This is a genomic window from Phycisphaerae bacterium (assembly GCA_017999985.1).
GTDB lineage: Bacteria > Planctomycetota > Phycisphaerae > UBA1845 > Fen-1342 > JAGNKU01.
Genome location: JAGNKU010000002.1, coordinates 130,945 through 148,758, shown reverse-complemented (window position 1 = coordinate 148,758; position 17,814 = coordinate 130,945). Strand labels below are relative to the sequence as shown.

The 17,814-nt window shown below is 68.3% G+C and carries 13 protein-coding genes; 6 read left to right on the top strand and 7 right to left on the bottom strand.

Annotated features, from left to right (window positions below):
• Nucleotides 1–75: 75 nt before the first annotated feature.
• From KA383_04120 to KA383_04095, 6 genes are all read right to left on the bottom strand, one after another.
• A complete protein-coding gene (locus KA383_04120; protein MBP7745293.1) occupies nucleotides 76–1,614 on the bottom strand; it encodes a glycosyltransferase family 39 protein in 1,539 nt (512 codons plus the stop codon).
• Nucleotides 1,563–2,849: a glycosyltransferase gene (locus KA383_04115; protein ID MBP7745292.1), complete on the bottom strand. Its 1,287-nt coding sequence runs from the start codon at nucleotides 2,847–2,849 to the stop codon at nucleotides 1,563–1,565. The genes KA383_04120 and KA383_04115 overlap by 52 nt, the downstream gene beginning before the upstream one ends.
• A complete protein-coding gene (locus KA383_04110) occupies nucleotides 2,846–4,039 on the bottom strand; it encodes a glycosyltransferase family 9 protein (protein ID MBP7745291.1) in 1,194 nt (397 codons plus the stop codon). Before KA383_04110 ends, KA383_04115 begins: the two co-directional genes overlap by 4 nt.
• Nucleotides 4,036–5,241, bottom strand: a complete 1,206-nt coding sequence (locus KA383_04105; GenBank protein ID MBP7745290.1) for a glycosyltransferase family 4 protein — start codon at nucleotides 5,239–5,241, stop codon at nucleotides 4,036–4,038. Before KA383_04105 ends, KA383_04110 begins: the two co-directional genes overlap by 4 nt.
• A gap of 155 nt (nucleotides 5,242–5,396) precedes the next feature.
• Complete coding sequence (locus KA383_04100; GenBank protein ID MBP7745289.1) at nucleotides 5,397–6,794, bottom strand: VanZ family protein; 1,398 nt, start codon at nucleotides 6,792–6,794, stop codon at nucleotides 5,397–5,399.
• A gap of 259 nt (nucleotides 6,795–7,053) precedes the next feature.
• Entirely contained in the window at nucleotides 7,054–7,785 is a 732-nt protein-coding gene (locus tag KA383_04095) for a hypothetical protein (protein ID MBP7745288.1), read from the bottom strand.
• A 166-nt stretch (nucleotides 7,786–7,951) separates the two neighbouring features.
• On the opposite strand from KA383_04095, the gene KA383_04090 reads away from it, so the two are divergent.
• Nucleotides 7,952–9,466, top strand: coding sequence for an exopolysaccharide biosynthesis polyprenyl glycosylphosphotransferase (locus KA383_04090; GenBank protein ID MBP7745287.1), 1,515 nt, complete (start codon nucleotides 7,952–7,954; stop codon nucleotides 9,464–9,466).
• 4 nt (nucleotides 9,467–9,470) lie between these two features.
• Here KA383_04090 and KA383_04085 read toward each other — a convergent pair whose 3' ends face one another.
• Nucleotides 9,471–12,320 (bottom strand): S8 family serine peptidase, encoded by a 2,850-nt coding sequence (locus KA383_04085; protein ID MBP7745286.1) that lies wholly within the window; start codon nucleotides 12,318–12,320, stop codon nucleotides 9,471–9,473.
• 233 nt (nucleotides 12,321–12,553) lie between these two features.
• On the opposite strand from KA383_04085, the gene KA383_04080 reads away from it, so the two are divergent.
• From KA383_04080 to KA383_04060, 5 genes are all read left to right on the top strand, one after another.
• Entirely contained in the window at nucleotides 12,554–13,588 is a 1,035-nt protein-coding gene (locus KA383_04080) for a cellulase family glycosylhydrolase (protein ID MBP7745285.1), read from the top strand.
• A gap of 76 nt (nucleotides 13,589–13,664) precedes the next feature.
• A complete protein-coding gene (locus tag KA383_04075; protein ID MBP7745284.1) occupies nucleotides 13,665–15,362 on the top strand; it encodes a discoidin domain-containing protein in 1,698 nt (565 codons plus the stop codon).
• Nucleotides 15,363–15,628: 266 nt separating this feature from the next.
• Nucleotides 15,629–16,378 (top strand): hypothetical protein, encoded by a 750-nt coding sequence (locus KA383_04070; GenBank protein ID MBP7745283.1) that lies wholly within the window; start codon nucleotides 15,629–15,631, stop codon nucleotides 16,376–16,378.
• Between the two features lie 116 nt (nucleotides 16,379–16,494).
• The gene (locus KA383_04065) at nucleotides 16,495–17,232 is read left to right on the top strand and encodes a hypothetical protein (GenBank protein ID MBP7745282.1); all 738 of its coding nucleotides are present in this window, start codon (nucleotides 16,495–16,497) and stop codon (nucleotides 17,230–17,232) included.
• Nucleotides 17,233–17,475: 243 nt separating this feature from the next.
• Entirely contained in the window at nucleotides 17,476–17,784 is a 309-nt protein-coding gene (locus KA383_04060; GenBank protein MBP7745281.1) for a hypothetical protein, read from the top strand.
• Nucleotides 17,785–17,814 lie beyond the last annotated feature (30 nt).

The following is a 17,814-nucleotide window of genomic DNA, read 5'->3' as shown; positions in this document are numbered from 1 at the left end:
TGGCCTCGGTTGGCGTTCTCTAGCGGTCTTATCGGCAGATGAACGAGCCCCCGCGACGAAGGCGCGCTGGGGCGCTCAGGGCTGCCGCACGGGCGCGCGTCCGGCCCACAGGCACGCCGCGAGGATGCTCCAGCACGGCAGGTACACGAGGTGATACCGCGCCTGCGCCTCGAAAACCGTGTGTGTTATCAGTCCCGTCGCGAACACGGCAATGCACAGCCACGCGAGCGGCTGGGCGGCGATGAGCCGGGTCATGCGGCGCACGGCGGAGATGGGCAGCAGCATGAGCACGACGTACCACGCGTTGCTGAGCGTGTGCACGCCGAGCTTCAGCGCGTCGCCGGCCGTCGCGTTGCCGCCGAGCGCGGCCGTGTACGACTCCACCGGCAACAGCCAGTTATCGGAACCGACGTAATGCACCTGCTTCTGCGCGACGCGCCAGATCGCCGCCGGCAGGTCCGTGCGAATCGCCGCCATCCCCAGCGCGAAGCCCGTCGGCGACATCTGCAGCTCGTCGCCGCCGGTGACCGCCCACAGGTGCTCCCACGCGGGTTTGTGAAAGCAGCCGGTGCCGCCCGGCGCCCACGAGTTGTAGAAATTCCCGCCGGCGTTGGTCGTCAGCGGCACGAAGCGACCCAGGACGACGTAGTTGCGGATCGTCCACGGCGTGATCGCGGCCAGCATGGCCAGGCCGTAGACGCCGGTGAGTACGACCGCGCGCCAGAGTGAACAGCCGCGCACAAGCAGCCATCCGCCGATCGCGGCCGGCACGAGCCCGAGTGTGGGTCGGACGAGGCAAGCCAGCCCGAGCACCAGCCCGCCGGCCATCCAGAGCCATGCATGTCGCGCGTCCACGCGATCCACGCGCGGCAGCAGCACGAGCGACAGCAGCAGCAGCGCCATGACCAGCTCGTCGTACGAGAGCACGTCAACGTGCAGGTTGCGGCCCGGCCATAGCGCGGTCAGCAACAACGCCGCTCCCGCCGCCGGTGCTGACACGTGCCGCCGGACGGCGTGCCACGTCAGCAGATCCACCCCCGCCGCCAGGACGACGTTGCCCAGCTTGGCAACCAGCAGCGACGGGCCGAAGACGGCGTACAGGCCAGTGAGAAAGACGGGATACCCCGGCGGCCAATACGCGCGGTGCTTCGCGGTGTCGTACATGCCAGTTTCGACCAGACGAGTGGCCAGGCCGTGATACGCCGCGTTGTCGCTCGTGGGCTGCGTCGGTACGAGGAGTATCCAGGCCACGCGTACCACGGTCAGCAGCCCGAGCAGCAGCAGCAGGCCGCCAGGTTGCTCCAGGGTGCGCGCGAGTCGGTCGAGGCGGGCGCCTGCCCATTGGCGGAGGCGCGGGCTGCAGGCCACGGCGATGATGGCGAACGCCCCCAGAGCATGTCCCGCCGCATACCCAACCGTCGTTGCCCACCCGGACTGCGCCTTGCTCGCAATGTACCCGCACGACGCGAGGACGACATCCGCGCTGACTAGCCACACGATCGCCACCCCACCCGCGATTAGCGCTGCAGGCAGCAGCCGGCCATGCGCGCGTGTGCCGGCGGTCAGACTGTGACCGGCGCACAGCTCTGTCGTACATCCGAGCGAGGTCGCCATGCTGCGTTGTCCTCAACCACGTCGCGCGGCGGGACCGGCCACCGTGCTGTCACACCCGCGGCGTCGCTGAGCACCTGCAGCAGACGATCCGTGATGTGTGACCAGTTGTGCTCCCGTCGCACCCACTCATATCCGTGCCGTGCCACCCGCTCGGCCGCGACCGGGTTTGCCAGCAGGTGCGTGATGTGCCTCACCCAGGCGCCATCGTTAGCAGCGCAGAGCACGTCGCGCCCGCGCCGCGCGGAAAGGCCCGCCAGCGCGCGGGGGCTCGCGACCACCGGCCGCCGCAGCGCGCACGCCTCCAGAACCTTGTTCTTCACCCCGCCCCCCAGCCGCGTCGGCACGATCACCACGCCGGCCTCGGCTACGTACGGCCGCACGTCCGGCACGTCCGCGTGCAGTTCGACGCCGGGAAGCTCAGCCAGCGCGCGCACCGCCGGCGTGGGAGCTCGACCAACGATCAACAAGCGGTGTCCCGCGGTCGCGTGCAGGCGCGGCCAGATGTGCCGGGCGAAACGCGTGATGCCTTCGACGTTTGGCGGAAAGCTCAGCGAGCCGACGAACGCGACGGTGCCGGGCGTCGGAGGCCGAGTGTGAGCCGCAAAATAGCGGAAATCGACGCCGTTGCTGATGGTCTCGATCCGTGTTGCCCCCGCCCAGCGGCGGGCGTAGGAGGCATCGACGCTCGACGCGAAGATCGTCGCCTGGGCGCGCCGCGCGACATAGCGCTCGAAAAGCGCGTACAGCGCCGCGGCGCGCCCCGCACGCCACCAGCATCTGGCGCCGCCCCGCACCGCGTCTCGCACCGTGTACAGCACCAGCTCGTCAACGGCGTCCCACACGACGGGTACGCGGACCGCGTCGACGTATTGGCCGGTGACGGCGCCGTGCAGCAGCGTCACGTCGAACTCCGGTGGGACCGCGTGGCGCTGCAGCCATCGCCGCACCGCCGGATTGGCGCCGAAATGCCGCTCCACCCGGCGTGCCACCCACGGTCGCGTGTGCTGTGGCAGGTGTCGCCGGGCGCTCCCGGCCGACATGTCCGCGGTGCGCAGCCCCGCCGGCATGTGACCGGCATGCTGCACCGGCTCCGGCAGCGCCAGGGTGACATCGGCCGCGGAGGAGAGCCCGCGCAGATAGTTGTACAAGCGCAAACGTCCGCCGCCGTCCAGCGGCCAGGGCTCGTGCGCCGCGACCACGAGGACACGCAGCGGTCGCGCGGCGCCGTGATTCACGCATGCACCTCGACAATGGCAGTGACGGTGCGTGCCTGCGTGGAGCCGGCCGCGACCCAGCGTTGCACCGCCCGCAGCACCCGCTCGACCGAAATCTCATCCATGCAATTGGGGGAAAGATCGCAGCGCCGGAAATAGCAGGGCGCGCACGTTAGGCCGGTCACGACCTTCTCGCCGCGCCCGTACAGATCGATCTCCTGCGCGGCCGTGGGGCCGAAGAGCGCCACGGTGGGCACGTCACCGGCGATCGCCACGTGCATCGCCATTGTGTCGCCGGTCACGAGCGCATCGCACCGTCGCACCAGCGCCGCGAATTCCAGCTCGGTGTGCGTGCACCCCGTGTTCAGCACCCCCGGGCACGCATCGACGATGGCTGCGTTCACCGCAGCCTCGTCCGGCCCGCCGAGCAGCGCGACGCGCCAGCCGTTCTGGCCGATGAGGCGCTGCGCGAGGGCGATGAACTTGCCCGCCGGCCAGTTCTTGTTCGCGAAGACCCGCCCGGCCCCCGTGTTCAGGCCGACAACGACTTCGCCGTCATGCACTCCCAGGCGACGCCAGACGTCCGCGGCGTGTGCCTGTTGGGTCGCGTCAGGATATAGGCGGTAGCGCTCGCCGTGGTACTCCAGCCCGACGGCGTCGTAGAGCAACTCCTGATAGGTCTGCTGATTGCGGCGGAACTTCAACTCGTCGTCCAGGCCGAGCTGGAAGTACCGCACGCACTCCGCGTTAAGCGGGTACGCGGTGCCGTGGCTGCTCAGCCCAATGCCGCGCCGCTCGCGCGCATCGAGCCGCATCGCCAGCGCGGTCGGCGCCGGTTCCTTGTCGAGACTCAGGCACAGGTCGAAACGCTCGTGCTCGAGATGACAGAGCGTTTCGGCGTCGAACGGCAGTAAACGGTCGATCAGCGGATGGTGAGCCAGCGTACGCACGCCCGCCGGGCGCGTGATCCACGTGACGTGGCTTTGGGGCCAGCATTGCTTCAACCCCGGCAGCAGCGCGGCCGTGCGAATGACGTCGCCCAGCGCGCCGAGCTTGATGATGACGATGCGCTGGCCCATCGCGCTGTAGCGCGCACAGTCCGACGGGCACACCCCCTGGATGCCGACCGCACACGGCCGGTCGCCACGGTAGTTGCGGCAGTCCAGCTTCAGCCACTGGCCGGCCTGGTCGCCCCACATGGGTACGTTCATCGCAGACATTCCTCGCAGGACGCGGCCGCCAGCGGCTCGCTCACGGGCGACCGCGCCAGACACTGCTCGTACACGGCGCACACCGCCGCGGCAGTGCGCTCCCAGTCAAACAAGGCCAGTCGCCGCCGGCCCGCTTCCACGAGTCGGGTGGCGACGGACGGTTCCAGCAATTTCGCGATCCCCGCCGCGATGCTGCCTGCATCATCCGGGTCGCAATACACCGCCGCATCATCGGCCACTTCCGGCATGCTGCTGACGTTGGAGGTCAGCACCGGCACGCCGCAGGCAAACGCGTCCAGGATCGGCAGCCCGAACCCCTCGCCGCGGCTGGGCATGAGCAGGCCGGCGGACGCGCGCAACAGGGCCGGCAGGTCGTCGTGGGGTATGAAGCCCAGAATGCGGCAGCCGGCGCCGATGCCGAGCTGCTCGGCCCGGGCGACCAGCTCCGCGCGATAGGCCTCGGGCTCGCACCCGAGCAGCACTACCTGCAGATCGCCGCGGACCTGCGGTGCGACCTGCGCGAAGCCGGCCAGCACACCTGTGGCGTTCTTGCGCCGCGTGCTGCCGGAGAAGTTGACGAGCCAGCGCGGGCCGAGGTTATAGCGCACCTGGATGCGGCGGCGTTCGGCGGCGGTGAGTGGTGCCGTCGCCGCGGCGAGCATACGTGCGTCCGGTGCCCAAGGGATGACCGTCATGCGTGCTTCCGGCACGTCGAATTCCCGGCGCAGCACATCGCGCGTCGCGCGCGATACCGTGATGATGCGCGTCGCGTTGTGAACGGTGCGCACGATGCCCCGCCGAAACGCCCGCGTCGCGCGCGGCGACAGCTCGCCGGGCAGGGTGAGCGGAATCAGGTCGTGAATCGTGACCACGCTCGGCACGGGGCACCACGCGGGCGCCGCGTTGGCCGGCAGGTGCAGCAGGTCGAGCTGGTCGCGCCGGGCGGCGTAGGGCAGCCGAAGCTGAAACCACGCGTCCAGCCGGTCGCCGGGCAGGTCAATCTGCCGGAGCTCGACATTGGGCAATTGCCATGGCGCATCCGGACGTGCGCGGTCCGCGACCGACAGCGGCCGCTGGTGATACAGGATAAATCGCCAGTCGGGGCGCAGCAGCGGTACACGCCGGAACAGGTCCAGCAGGTTGCGTCCCGTGCCGCGTGGCCGGAGCACGGTCATCGTGCGGGCGTCGAGTCCGATATTCATAGCACCGAGTCTGGCGCAGGCGGTGCGCGAAGGTCGTCCGGGCGGCCCGAGTGCGCTCGGCACGCAGCGCGGCGCGCGAGACTTCGTGGGTACTATCGGTCGGGACGGGCGGGACACTGATCGACAGGGTGTGATCCGTTGGCCGAGCGCGCGTCTCAACTCACGGGGAGGCGCGCGGCGGCAGACGTTGCGCGATAGGTCGCGACAGGCCCACCGTGCGACCCGGCCGACGTCGGGAAGAGCGCACTCCAGACGCGCGTGGCCAGCAGCCACCCCGCGGCCGCCAGCACCATGCTGGTCGTGTCCGCAACGTGTCCGGCGAGAAACGCGCGCCCGGTTTCCAACACGCCGACCAGGCCGACCAGCAGCAGCAGGGCGGTCGCACGTCCACGGGCCCGGGCCAGAAAGAGGCAGATCATCGTCAAGACGGCGTACAGCGCGACCTCCTCGATCATCGCCGTTGCCGAGCGCAAAAAGGGGGCCTCGAACTGCGGCCGGAACGGCAGCCAGTTCACCGCCGGGCTGGCACGGAGCCGCACCTGTGCCAGCCCGCGCCATGCGCCGTGGGCGGCGGCGCAAGTGAGCGCGATCAGCAGCACCGCGGCCAACCACCGATGCGGTCGCGGATGGGGTCCGCGCTCGTACTCCGGTTTGTCCGTGCGCACATCAGGTCGCACATGCACCAGCAGCAGCGCCAGCCCGCCGCCGATGCCTGCCCCGGCCAGCGAGATCAGCGCATGCAGGAAGCTGCACACGTGTTCAGTCAGCACGATCTGCAGCAGCTCGAGCCCGAACGCCGGCAGCAGCAGCAGGCCCCACGCGGCGCCGAGCGCCGGCCGGGGTGACCAGCCGCGCAGGCGGAACATGCCCGTGCAAAGGAAGCCCGTGAGTGCGAACATCGCGCCGCGCCGTACGTCCGCCGGGCCGATCACGCGGTCGAAGCCCCACTCCGCGTCCGGCCGCCGCAACTGCCACGGCACGGTCATCAGGGCGGCGGTGGCGATGACCGCGGCCCAGGTGAGCACCAGCCAGACGCGCCAGGGCTCCCGGAGCTGCGCGAAACAGAGCGCGTGGATTTCGCGGATGAGCTTCTGCAGCGGCACCGCGCAGAGGCAGCCAAGCAGCGCCGCGATGCCATTGATGACGATGTCCGTGCGACTTGAGACTCGCGCGGGCATGGCCTGCTGGAGCACTTCAGTCACGTAGCTCAGCGCGACAGACAGCGCCAGTCCCAGCAGCAGGTCCACTGTCCCCGCCCGCCCGCGTCGCCGCACGAGCAGTCGCAGCGCGACGCCCACGGGCACATAGACGATGAAGTTCGTGACCAAGTCATTGATGTCCGCCGCCCGCGCGGGTGGCAGCCAGCGCCACTGCTCAACCGGGACCACCCAGGCGCAGGCCGCGTTCGACACCGGCCCGAGTGTGCCGTACACGATGATGGCCAGGCAGGTGAGACACGCCGCGCGCAGCGTGGCCCGACCCAAGACGGGCGGCTTGGCCACGCCATCAACGGTCAGACGCTGATCAACGTGGCGGTCCCCTCGACGCGGCATCGCTTGGGCTGCGCACACGGCTGTCGGTCCCTATGGGGCGCTCCCGGGGCTCGCACGCCGGGCGCGCCAAGCCGGCGCGGCGCCGACGGATATGCGTCGCCGCGCTCCTTGATGAAGGGTATGAAACGCGTGTGCGCTCGGCCAGCGATGTGTGGCATACCAATCGGCGCGACAGGTGCGTGGCGGCGTGTCGGCAGTCTTTACCGGACGCCGCCGGGAATTGTGGGGCGGTTGACGGGCCGCGAGTGGCCGGCGCGGGTCAGCGCGACTGGATCCACCAGCGCTCGATGAACGGCCGGTCCCAGTTCTCGTGGGGCTGCGTCGTGGCCGGCGGCTGGTCGCGGTGGATCAGCTCGCGCAGGCAGGCGAGCACGTAGCCCTCGAACTCGCGCTGCGCGACGCAGCGCGCGTCCCGGTCACGCAGGTCCCCGCGTTTGTTCTGCGGCGAGGTCTCGGCGCCGCCGGCGTCCACGATGCGTGAGGTTGACCGCAGCGTCGCCAGCGCGACGCGCGAGGCGGTGTCGTAGATCACGCCGAGCACCTGTGCGGAGTTCGGCCCCAGGCCATTGGGCGCATAGACCAGCAGCAGGGGGGCCTTCAGCCGCCGGGCCGCGTCGCACAGCGCCGCCACACTCTGTCCCTCGGGGCGCGTGGTGCGCGGCCGCAGAAAGACCAGCTCCTGCACGGCCAGTACGCCGCGCATCTGCTCCAACCAGTAGGATTCCTCGTGCGGCTGGAGCGTGACGAACTCCAGGGCGCCGTGCTGTCCATTGTCCGACGCGACGAACTTCGCGATTGCCAGCGCGCAGGAGAAGCGGCCCTCGGTCTGCTGATCCGCGAGCAGCGTGAAGCCGCTCTCGACAAAACTCAGCCCGGCGGCGAGATCGGACATGTCCAGGCGCGGCTCAACCGTCAGCTGCGGCTGTGACTCATGACACCCGGCCCACAGCCCCAGCATCGTCAGCAGCGCCAGTGCGATTCCTCGACGCATGTTCCTACTCCGCGTCCGCGCCCCCCTGGTTCGATTATCGGGTCACTCGCCCAGTGCCTTGCGTAAGTTTTCGGCTGTCCATTCGGCGGGCTTCCGCCGCATTCATGGCCCCGTCAAGTGGCGCCGATATTCACGGCGACACGACGACTGACCGAGCCCAGGAGCTATGCCTTCGACCGTCCTCATACCCGCCGAGTCGGCGCCCGCTGAGGTCGCCCCGCCCGTTGTCACCCGCGCCGCGCCGCGCGGGCAGTTGCCCCTGCGGCGGTTCCTGGTGTCGATGTCGTCGACGGCTTGGATTTACCTGGACTGGGTGATTATCGGCCTGGCATCGTCCGCGGCCTGCACGTTGCTGCTGCGTACCGCCGCGGGTTACGGGTGGATCGCCAACCGCTGGCTGGTCAGCGCGACGTTCTGCGTGGGGATGACGGTCGCCGGCCTGGTCTTCGGGCTGTACGAACGCAAGACCCTGCTGGCGCGCAGCCGCATCCTCGTGCGGTCACTACTGACGCTCGCGCTCGGCGTGGTTTTGTCATTTGCCTGCCTGTCGCTCTTCTTCTACGCGGCCGCGAGTCGCTGGGTGGGCCTGGCCGTGGTGGTGATTTACCTGCTGACCGCGGTTCCGTTCCGCCTGCTGGCGCATGACGTCATCACCGAAAGCCGGGTGCGCCTGCTGTGCGTTGGCGCCGGCGATTCAATCCGCAAGCTGATGGCGATCCTGGCGCGCACACACCGGCAGCCGTACGAGGTGGTGGGGCACGTGAGCGTCGCCAGCGGCCCGGTGCGCCTGGCGGCCGGCCACACGGACGCGCTGCGGCCGCGTTTCCGGAGCGAATCCGACCTCGACTTCGAGGAGACGTGCCCGTGCCTCGGGAACCTGGACCAGATCTCGACCGTTCTGGCCGAGCACCTGGTCGATGAAGTCGTCGTGGCGTCGGAAGAGGCGTCGAACGGCGCAGTCGGGCGCGCCGTGGCCCGCTGCTTTGAGAACCGTTGCCGCGTCACCGATCAGGCCACGTTCGTGGAAAAGCTGCTCGGCGAAGTGCCGGTGGAGAGCATCACCGCGGAGTGGTTCCTGCGCGCCGACGTGCAGAACCGCGGCAACTATGAGGCCGTCAGCCGCGTCATGAGCGTCGGCGCGGCCACCCTCGGCCTGCTGCTGTCGCTGCCACTGTGGCCGCTGATCGCGCTGCTCGTGCGCCTGGACAGCCCGGGTCCGGTGCTGTTCAAGCAGCTCCGCGTCGGACATCACGGCCGCATCTTCACCATGTACAAATTCCGCACGATGCGCCAGGATGCGGAGAAGGACGGCGCCCGCTGGGCCGCGCCGAACGACACGCGCGTCACCCGCATCGGCCGCTTCCTCCGCAACTCACGCCTCGACGAGCTGCCCCAGCTCTGGAACATCCTGCGCGGCGACATGGCCCTCGTCGGCCCGCGCCCCGAGCGGCCGGAGTTCGTCAGCAACCTGGAGCAGGTGCTGCCGCATTACCGCCTGCGCCATCTGACCCGCCCGGGCCTTACCGGCTGGGCCCAGATCCACTATGGCTACGGTGCCAGCATCGCCGACTCACACCGCAAGCTGTGCTACGACCTGTACTACCTGAAGCACCGCTCGCTCGAGTTCGACGTGGCTGTCCTGATTCGCACGTTCGGCACCTTCCTCCTCGGCGCCCGGTAGGCAACTACTTGCCGATGTCCAGCGGCACGCGCAGCACCGTGTCGTTACTGGCCTGCTCGCGAAACCGCAGAAACCCGACCGGACGCTGCCCGTTCGGGATGTTCGTCAACTTGTCCGTGGCGGCGTATTCCAGCTTCAGCGGGACGCCCGGCACGAACTTCAGGCTCGACTCCCCGTCCTGCGAGACCTTCACACCCACGGGCGACGACAGAAGCTGATCGATGTCGACCGTGACCGGCGTCTCACGCGTGGCGTCCGCCGCCGCGAAGCCTGCGGTAATCACCACGTCCAGCGACTTGTGGCCGTCTGTCCCGAACGTCGCCTCCAGCACGCGGTCCTCGAAGGCCGTCTGAAACACCGCGGTGCCGTCCCCGTCCTTGACCTGCACGGCGATGTCGGTCGTCGTGGCGTAGTCTTCCGGCGTCATCTCGATCCGCAGCCGCAGACGGTTGCAGCGCTCATCCACGCTGACGCTATACGAAAGCTCGTCGTTCAGGCCCTCGAACTTGTCTTCCTTGTGCAGGCGGAAACCCTCGATCTGGCCATCCATGGTGGCTGCGACCGGCTGTTCGAAGAGGTTGGTGACGATGAGTTCGCCCTGCGGCTTGGTCGCCGAGCCCGTGGTGATCTTCGCCGGACTGGCGTGCAGGCCGAGGAAACGCACGGTCAGCTCGTAGGGCCACTGCTTGTCCGGCCGGTCCGCGACGATGGGCACTTCCCATACGCCCGGGCTTAGGTCCTCGTCGATGACCCACTCAACCTCGCGTACGCCGCTCTCCGTGTCGAGCCGCCTGCCCGTGCGATAGGACTTGCCGCGCGGGCCGAAGATCTGGGTCATCGACGCCTTGGACGGCTGGTCTTCCGGCGCTTTGAGGATGAGCTTCATCATCGACGCCCCCGGCGGCACGGCCACGAAATGCCGGTCGGGCACCCAGCCGTCCGCTGTTTCGCCACGCAGCGTCAGCGTGAAATCGTCCGCCGCCGAGCAGCGCAGCGGCACAATGATCGTGTTCAGCAGGCGGAAGGCGACCATGCCGTCCGCGATCGCTTCGACGATGCCCACGTGCAAACCGGGCTCGGTGAGCTGGGCCGCGTCGTACTCCACAAATGCCCGCGCTTCCTGCTCCGCATGCAGATAGACCTGCGTCTGCGGCAGCTTGCACCACGGCGCCAACGAACGCAGCTCGAACTTCCGCGTGAACGACGACCGCACGGACGCATCCCGGGTCGGCGCGAAGATCGGCGCGATGGTGAACGTCTGCCGGTCGTTCTTCGGGAGCCACGTGCTCCGCCAGTACGCCGCCGCCGACCGGCCTTTATGCCCGTACGGCGAGTTCGTCGAGATGTCGTAGCTCATTACCGGGTCGTCCTTGGCGCGCGGGAGGATCTGCCCCAGCAGATCGGCGGCCTTCGTCAGGTCCGGAATGCCGTAGCCCTGGTCGAGGGCGGTGAAGCCGGGCAGCGCCCGCGCGGACAAGCACAGCGCCTGCTTAACGTCGCACGCCCGCACTTTCGCGCCGGTGCTCTGCTGCTGGGCGTGGCTGATGAGCACGGCGCAGAGGCCCGCTGCATACGGGCTGGCCATGCTCGTCCCCGACCAGAAGTCCCCGCCGCGCACCCAGCGCGGCACGGTAGACGTGGACCAGCCCGGCGTCGCAACGTCGGGCTTGTCCAGCTCGCCGCCGCGCGAGCTGAACGTGGTCACCACCGCGTCCGACAGGGTCCAGCCGGCCACATCCCGGCCGGAATCTGCGGCCATCAGGGCCGCCACCGTAATCGCTTCGCTGGCGGCGGCGGGCGTGCCGACCGATGAGAGCCCCGGCCCGGAGTTGCCCGCGGACGTGCAGAACACCAGGTACGGATTCGCGCGGAGGATCTGATCAACCTCCTTGTCGATGTCGGAATAGCCCTCGATCTCTGACTCGACACCGAACGACAGGTTGCACACGACCGGCACGCCGCGCTCCTGCGCGACCCGCGCGGCGTAGCGCAACGCGTCGGCAATGCTGTCGGTCACGCTCGGTCCGCCCAGCCCACCGTGCCCGATTTTCAGGCTCATGAGCTGCGCCCCGGGCGCCACGCCATTGAAGCCGTCCTGATCGTTGATGCGATAGCCGGCGGCGATGCCGGCGACGTGCGTGCCGTGCGCACCGTTGTCGAAATGAAAGACGACTTTCCGCTCGCGCAGGAAGATATTGACCGCGAACGTCAGCGGCGCGATTTCCGACTCGGGGCTCTTGGGGTGAAACAGGAACGTATCGTAGTTCAGCTTGTAGTTCTGCAGCGGCTTTTCGTCCGCGAAGCTGCGGTCCAGGTTCGTGTCGACGTAGCACACCGCCAGGTCGTCCTGGTCACCCTTCAGCGCCGTCACGAGCACCGGAAAATCGTCCTCCGTGGTGTCATTCCCATTCAGATCCGGCTGGTCCGCATTGACGAACTTGGACTCGCTGAACGTCCCGAACCACCACTGTCGCACCGTGTTCGGCGGATCCGCGGGCAACTGCGGCGGCGTGTATTCGGTCGGTGTGCCGTCCTCGTCGCGCCGCACGAGCTTGCCGGTCTCGCCGTCGCGGCCGATCCACTCCAGCTCGACGTCCCCGTCACCGGTGAAGTCCTGCACGTCGATCATCTTCACGTCGCCGCTGGGCAGCTTCGTCAGGCCGGGGATGCCCGGGTCGACGCCCGTGTCCAGCACCGCGATGATCACGCCACGGCCGTCGCTGTCGGGATGCGCCGCGAGGAACTTGTCCACGCCGCACGTGGAAAGCGATAGTTGTGTCCACGTGGGCTTGGTTTGTGCGGTACTGATGAACCCCGTCCCGATCGCGACCAACAGCAACGTGAGCTTACGCATCTTGATACCTCCAGTGGGCTGACCGGCGGCATTGCCGGACGGTAGGGGGCACTGTAACGCGGCCCCGTCGGTTCGCAACCTGTGGTGACGGTGCAGTGGCCGGCTGCTTCGGGTATGCTGCGCCGGCCATGTCAGCGCTGCGTGCTCGCTGGACAATCTGGATCGGAATGGCCGGGGTGGGCGGATTGCTGAGCGGTTGCGCGACGACCCCACCGGCCGCGGCCCCGCCCCCCATGGAACGTATCGTCGTTTCGGCTGACGGACGCGGGTTCGCGCACACGCCCTCCGGACGTGCGTTCGTCCCGCGCGGGTTCAACTACGACCACGACGCCGAGGGCCGCCTCATCGAAGAGTACTGGGACAGTGCGTGGGCGCGCGTCGTGGAGGACTTCGGAGAGATGGCGGCGTTCGGCGCGAACACGGTTCGGGTCCACCTGCAATTCGGGCGCTTCATGCGCGGCCCGGACGAGCCCGACCCTGACGCGCTGGATCGTCTGGCGATGCTGCTTGTGCTCGCCGAACAGAAGCGACTCTACCTCGACCTGACCGGCCTGGGCTGCTATCTGAAGAACGACGTCCCGTCGTGGTACGACGCATTGACCGAGGAGGCGCGCTGGCAGGCCCAGGCACGCTTCTGGTCGGCGATCGCGGCACGGTGCGCGCCCAGCCCCGCCGTGTTCTGCTACGACCTTATGAACGAGCCCGTCGTCCCCGGGGGCCGACGTAAACCCGGCGACTGGCTCGGCCCCCCGTTCGCGGGCAAGTACCACTATGTGCAGTTCATCACGCTCGATCTGGGCCGCCGCTCCCGGCCGGCGGTCGCGCGTGCCTGGATTCAACGTCTGGTCACCGCGATTCGCGAGCACGACGCGCGCCGCCTGGTGACAGTCGGGCTGGTGGACTGGAGCCTGGACCGGCCCGGCCTGTCGTCCGGGTTCGTGCCGACCGAGGTCGCGCCGGAGCTCGACTTCCTCGCCGTACACATCTATCCCGAGGGGGGGCGCGTCGACGCCGCGCTCGAGACGCTCGCGGGCTTCGCCGTCGGCAAGCTCGTCCTGATCGAAGAGACCTTTCCGTTGCGCTGCGGCAGCGATGACTTCCGCACGTTTCTGCGCGAGTCCGAGAACTTCGCAGCCGGCTGGCTCGGTTTCTACTGGGGCCGGACGCCGGAGGAGTACCGCGAGTCACCCGACATCAAAGAGCAGCTCGCCGGGGCCTGCATCGAGCTGGAGCTCGAGGCCCTGCGCCGCACGCACGCGGTGCCTTGAGGCCGCCGCCGTTCGGTTACAATGCGGGTCCGCGACGGCACCGCCGCCGTCCGATGGAGATGGGCAAGGAGTCCGCATGCCGCCCCCCGCGCCATCCGCAGCGTGCCGACGCAGCCCGCTCTGGCTGGCCGTGCTCGTCTGCACGTGCGTCGGCAGCGCTGCGACCCGCGCCGACTCGCCCTGGCTGTATGGCATTCACTGGTACGGCGATCCGGCGGGCAGCGTGGTCGAGTCTATGACCGGCGGCAAGGGCATCTGGTCGCTGGAGATCGTCCAGACCAACAGCGATATCTGGTGGAGCGCCGCGTGGCAACGCGACTACCGCTTCCTGACCATGGTCGCCCGCGGCCACTCGCTGATCGTCCGCATCGAACGCAACTGGGGCGAAACCGTGCCGTATCCCGAGCACCTCGCCCAGTATCTGGCCGACGTGCAGGCCGCCGCCCAGACGCTCGCCGGCGTGTGCCACATCTGGCAGATCGGCAACGAGATGAATCTGTACGGGGAATGGGGCGGCAACGAACTCGCCGCCGCCGCGTACGTTGACATGTTCACGCAGATTCGTGGGGCGCTCAAAGCGGTGCCCAGCCCGCTCGGCGAGCAGCTCGTGCTGTTGGGCCCGGTCTCGCCTGGGGGGGTCGAGCCGGGCGTCCGGCATACCGACGGCAACGTGTATCTGGACCGGATGTGCGCGTTGCTGACGCCGGCCGACGTGGACGGTTTCGCCATTCACGCCTATGCTGCCCCGTGGAACGACGTCGCGACCTCGCGGGCCGAGTTCCAGGCCAGCTACCTTTCGCAGCTCGCCGTCATCGAGAGCCGCGGCTTCGCGGACAAGCCCGTGCATCTGACCGAGTGGAATCGGCGCGTGGAGCCGATCGACGATCTCCACGAAGCCCAGAGCGCACAGTTCCTCAGCGCCGCACTCACGGACCTCGATGACTGGAACCAGACCGACCGCGCGCACCCCATCAGCAGCGCGTGCTGGTTCATCTACCAGTACGACAGCGGCGGCTGGGCGAATTACTCCATCGAGTACCTGCACGGCATCGGCCCCGGCGGAGCGGTCAATGATCTGTGGGACGCGCTGCAGGCGACCTGCGCGTTGAACCTGCCCTCGCTGGCGCCGGTCCCGCTGCCGCCTTTGATGAACGTTGAAACACCCACCGGCGTCAATGTCGCGCCCCATGCCATCAACGTCTGGACCGATTCCGGTGACGGGCAGCTCGCCGTCGATGGCGTCGTCTCACCGGCGAGCAAGTGGACCAGCGCCGGCACCACGCCTCCGCACTGGCTCCAGCTCGACCTCGGCGCGGTGCGTTCGTTGACGGGCTTCATTGTACGCCACGCCGGCGCGGCGGGCGAACCCGCGGAATACAACACCGAGGCATTCCAGGTGCAGACGGCGCTCGCCGCGGACGGGCCGTGGCGCGTGGATGCAATGATCTACAACGGGACGCAGGAGCACAGCACTGCGCGCGCTTACTGCGCACCGCAGCTGGTGCGGCATGTGCGGCTGTTCGTCACGGATTGCGGCACCGACAACTACGCGCGCATCACCGAGTTCGAGGTCTTCGCGCCGCGCCCGCCGGGGGACTATGACGGCGACGGGGCCGTGACCGCCACGGATTTGCCGTTGCTGGCGTTCTGCCTGCGTGGACCGGAGCGAGTGTATGCACCCACGCACGCTTGCGGCGCCGGGGACGCGAACGGCGACCGGGACGTGGATCTCGCGGACCTGCAGGTAATTCAGACGCTTGTCACGGCGGATTGAACGCTCGCAGGGGCGTGGCGCGATGGGGGCCTGCAGACCGAGGGGGTGGGCTGGAAGGCCGCAGAATGTAGGCGCAGTCCTACACAGACCGTGCCAATTCCTACGCGAGATTTATTGAAAGTCCCATAGGCGGCGGGAGCGAGTGTTGCTATTATGAAATTGAGGAGTTGAGGAGCCAGCTCGCTTGGCTCGGTGTCACATCGCGTAAATGCATAGTTGTGCCGTGACTGTGACTACTGGTCCAGCGCGTTAAGAGGAGGAGAAACATGGCAGCACGTCAACGCAGCGTCGTTGCGCTACTGACAGTTCTGGCGATGACCGTCGCCGCCGCGCAAGCTGGCGTCACCGGGCCCTTGTTCTGGATCGAGGTTTCGAATGGTGAGGGACAGGGCCAGTTCGTTGTGCCCCCGAACCCGAACTGGTTCGACCCGGATACCGGGACGTGGACGTGGAATCTCCCTGAGCCAGCCCAGATTCGAAACCCGCATACGCAGGATTTGCTGGCTGTGCTGGAGTCTGCTTGGATCGTCATTCATGAGGATCCGGCTGTCAGCTTCAGCTTCTCTGTGCTCGCCGGTCCGAGCGATACGACTTTTTCCATCGCTTCTGCGTTGCTCGTGGTCGCTCCGCCCCTGTCGAATGCGTTCGGCCGAGCCAGCACCGCCGTGAGCGTCACCGATTTGACGGGTGACGGCGCCCTGCTCAGCGGCAATGGTGGCGCAGGCGGCACGGCTTCGTATCTCGCGCAGTACAACGGCTTCGTGCCGGGCGGCACGCCGTTCGCGGACCTGCTCCCGTCGGCCAGTGCCGGGCCGTGGTTAACGCAGACGACGACGGACGCCTACCCGGCCAGCGGTTATGTACCGGTGGCCGGCACGGTGCACAACATGAGCAGCATGGTCACGTTCACGCTGTCGGCCAACGACATGGCCAGCGGGACGAATTTCTTCGAGATCATTCCAGAGCCGGGGACCGCGCTGCTGACGCTGGTGGTCCTCGCTCTGCGGCGTCGCTGACGTAAGCGACGCACAAGAAGTGGGAATCGCGATTCGCCGCGCCGTGGTCGTACGGCACATTGTATGGGCCCGGGGCCGGCGCGGCATTACGCGTGTTTGCTGGAGGAGGAGCAGGAATGATGGTTAGCAGTAAATTGCCGCGGGTAGCGCCCTTTGCCCTGGTGGCTCTCGTCGGCGCGCTGGTGCTGTCGGCACCAGCGGTGGCCGACGTCACGGGCGTGGCCTTCACCATCGCGGCCAGCAGTGTGCTCGGCAGCGGCGCCTATGACGTGCCGGCCAGCGAGCTCACGTACGATCCGCTCACGGGCCGCTATTTCTGGCATCTGCCGCTGGCCGTGACGATCGAGAACGACTTGGGCGAACCGATCGCAACGTTGACTTCGGCCAACGCCGTGTATTTCGGTGACCCGGTCGTGGCTCTGGGCTTCGCCGTGACCGCGGGCGCCGCGGATACGAGCTTCACGATCGGCTCAGGGCTGTTGAGCTTTGCGCCGCTTTCGCCCGCGCAGGCGACGGCCAGTGTCGGGCTGACGCTGACGGACAGCTTGGGCGATGGTGCGTGGCTGGCCGCGCCCGTGCCCGGCGGGGCCGTGTATCACACGCTCTACAACAGTGGGACGCCGTTTGCGGACCTGTTCACCGCCGGCCTGGCGGTGACGGGCGGCAGCGCGGCCGGTAACGACGCCGCGCCGCTGCAGGCGATCACCTCTCCCGCGTTCAACATGCAGGCGAACTACGGGTTCGTGGTGAGCGCGAACGACCTGGCGAGCGGCACCGGGAATTTCCTGATTATCCCGGAGCCCGGCAGTCTGCTGACGCTGCTGGGCGTGCTGTTGCTGGCTCGCCGCCGGTAGGCATTTACCGGCACGACGCCGCGTGCAGAGGGGGCACGCAGGCCGGCGACTGGTTTGATCCAGTCGTCGGCCTCTTGCGTGCGCCGAGTTGGCCGTGGCGCAGGGCACCGTGGGGGCGCGGGGGTTGCCCGTTGCACGACGGAGAGGGCCGGTTAGAATGCGCGCTCGTCGGCCACCATCCGGGGCCGTGGCCGGCGCTCGTCACAGGTCTGGCCCCATGCATGCTCGGGCAGGAGGCACATCATGAGAGCATTGCTCGGTTTCGCCTGTGTCGCTGCGCTGTGCAGCGGTCTCGTGGTCGCGGCACCCAAAAAGAAACCGCCGGCCCCGCCACCACCGCTGCCGACGATCACGGTCTGCGGCACGCTCGTCGAGGGCGTGGAGTGCGTGCTGCTGGAAGGGGAGGATGGTGGGCTCTACATCGTGAACACGTGCGGTTACCAGGTGGGTAGCCACATCTCCGTCACCGGCCCGTATGACAGGTTCTGCATGTCGTACTGCCAGCAGGGCGACGGGTGCATCTACAACACAACTGCCACACCATGCCCGTAAGGGGTTGATGGCACGTGGCATCGAACGAAT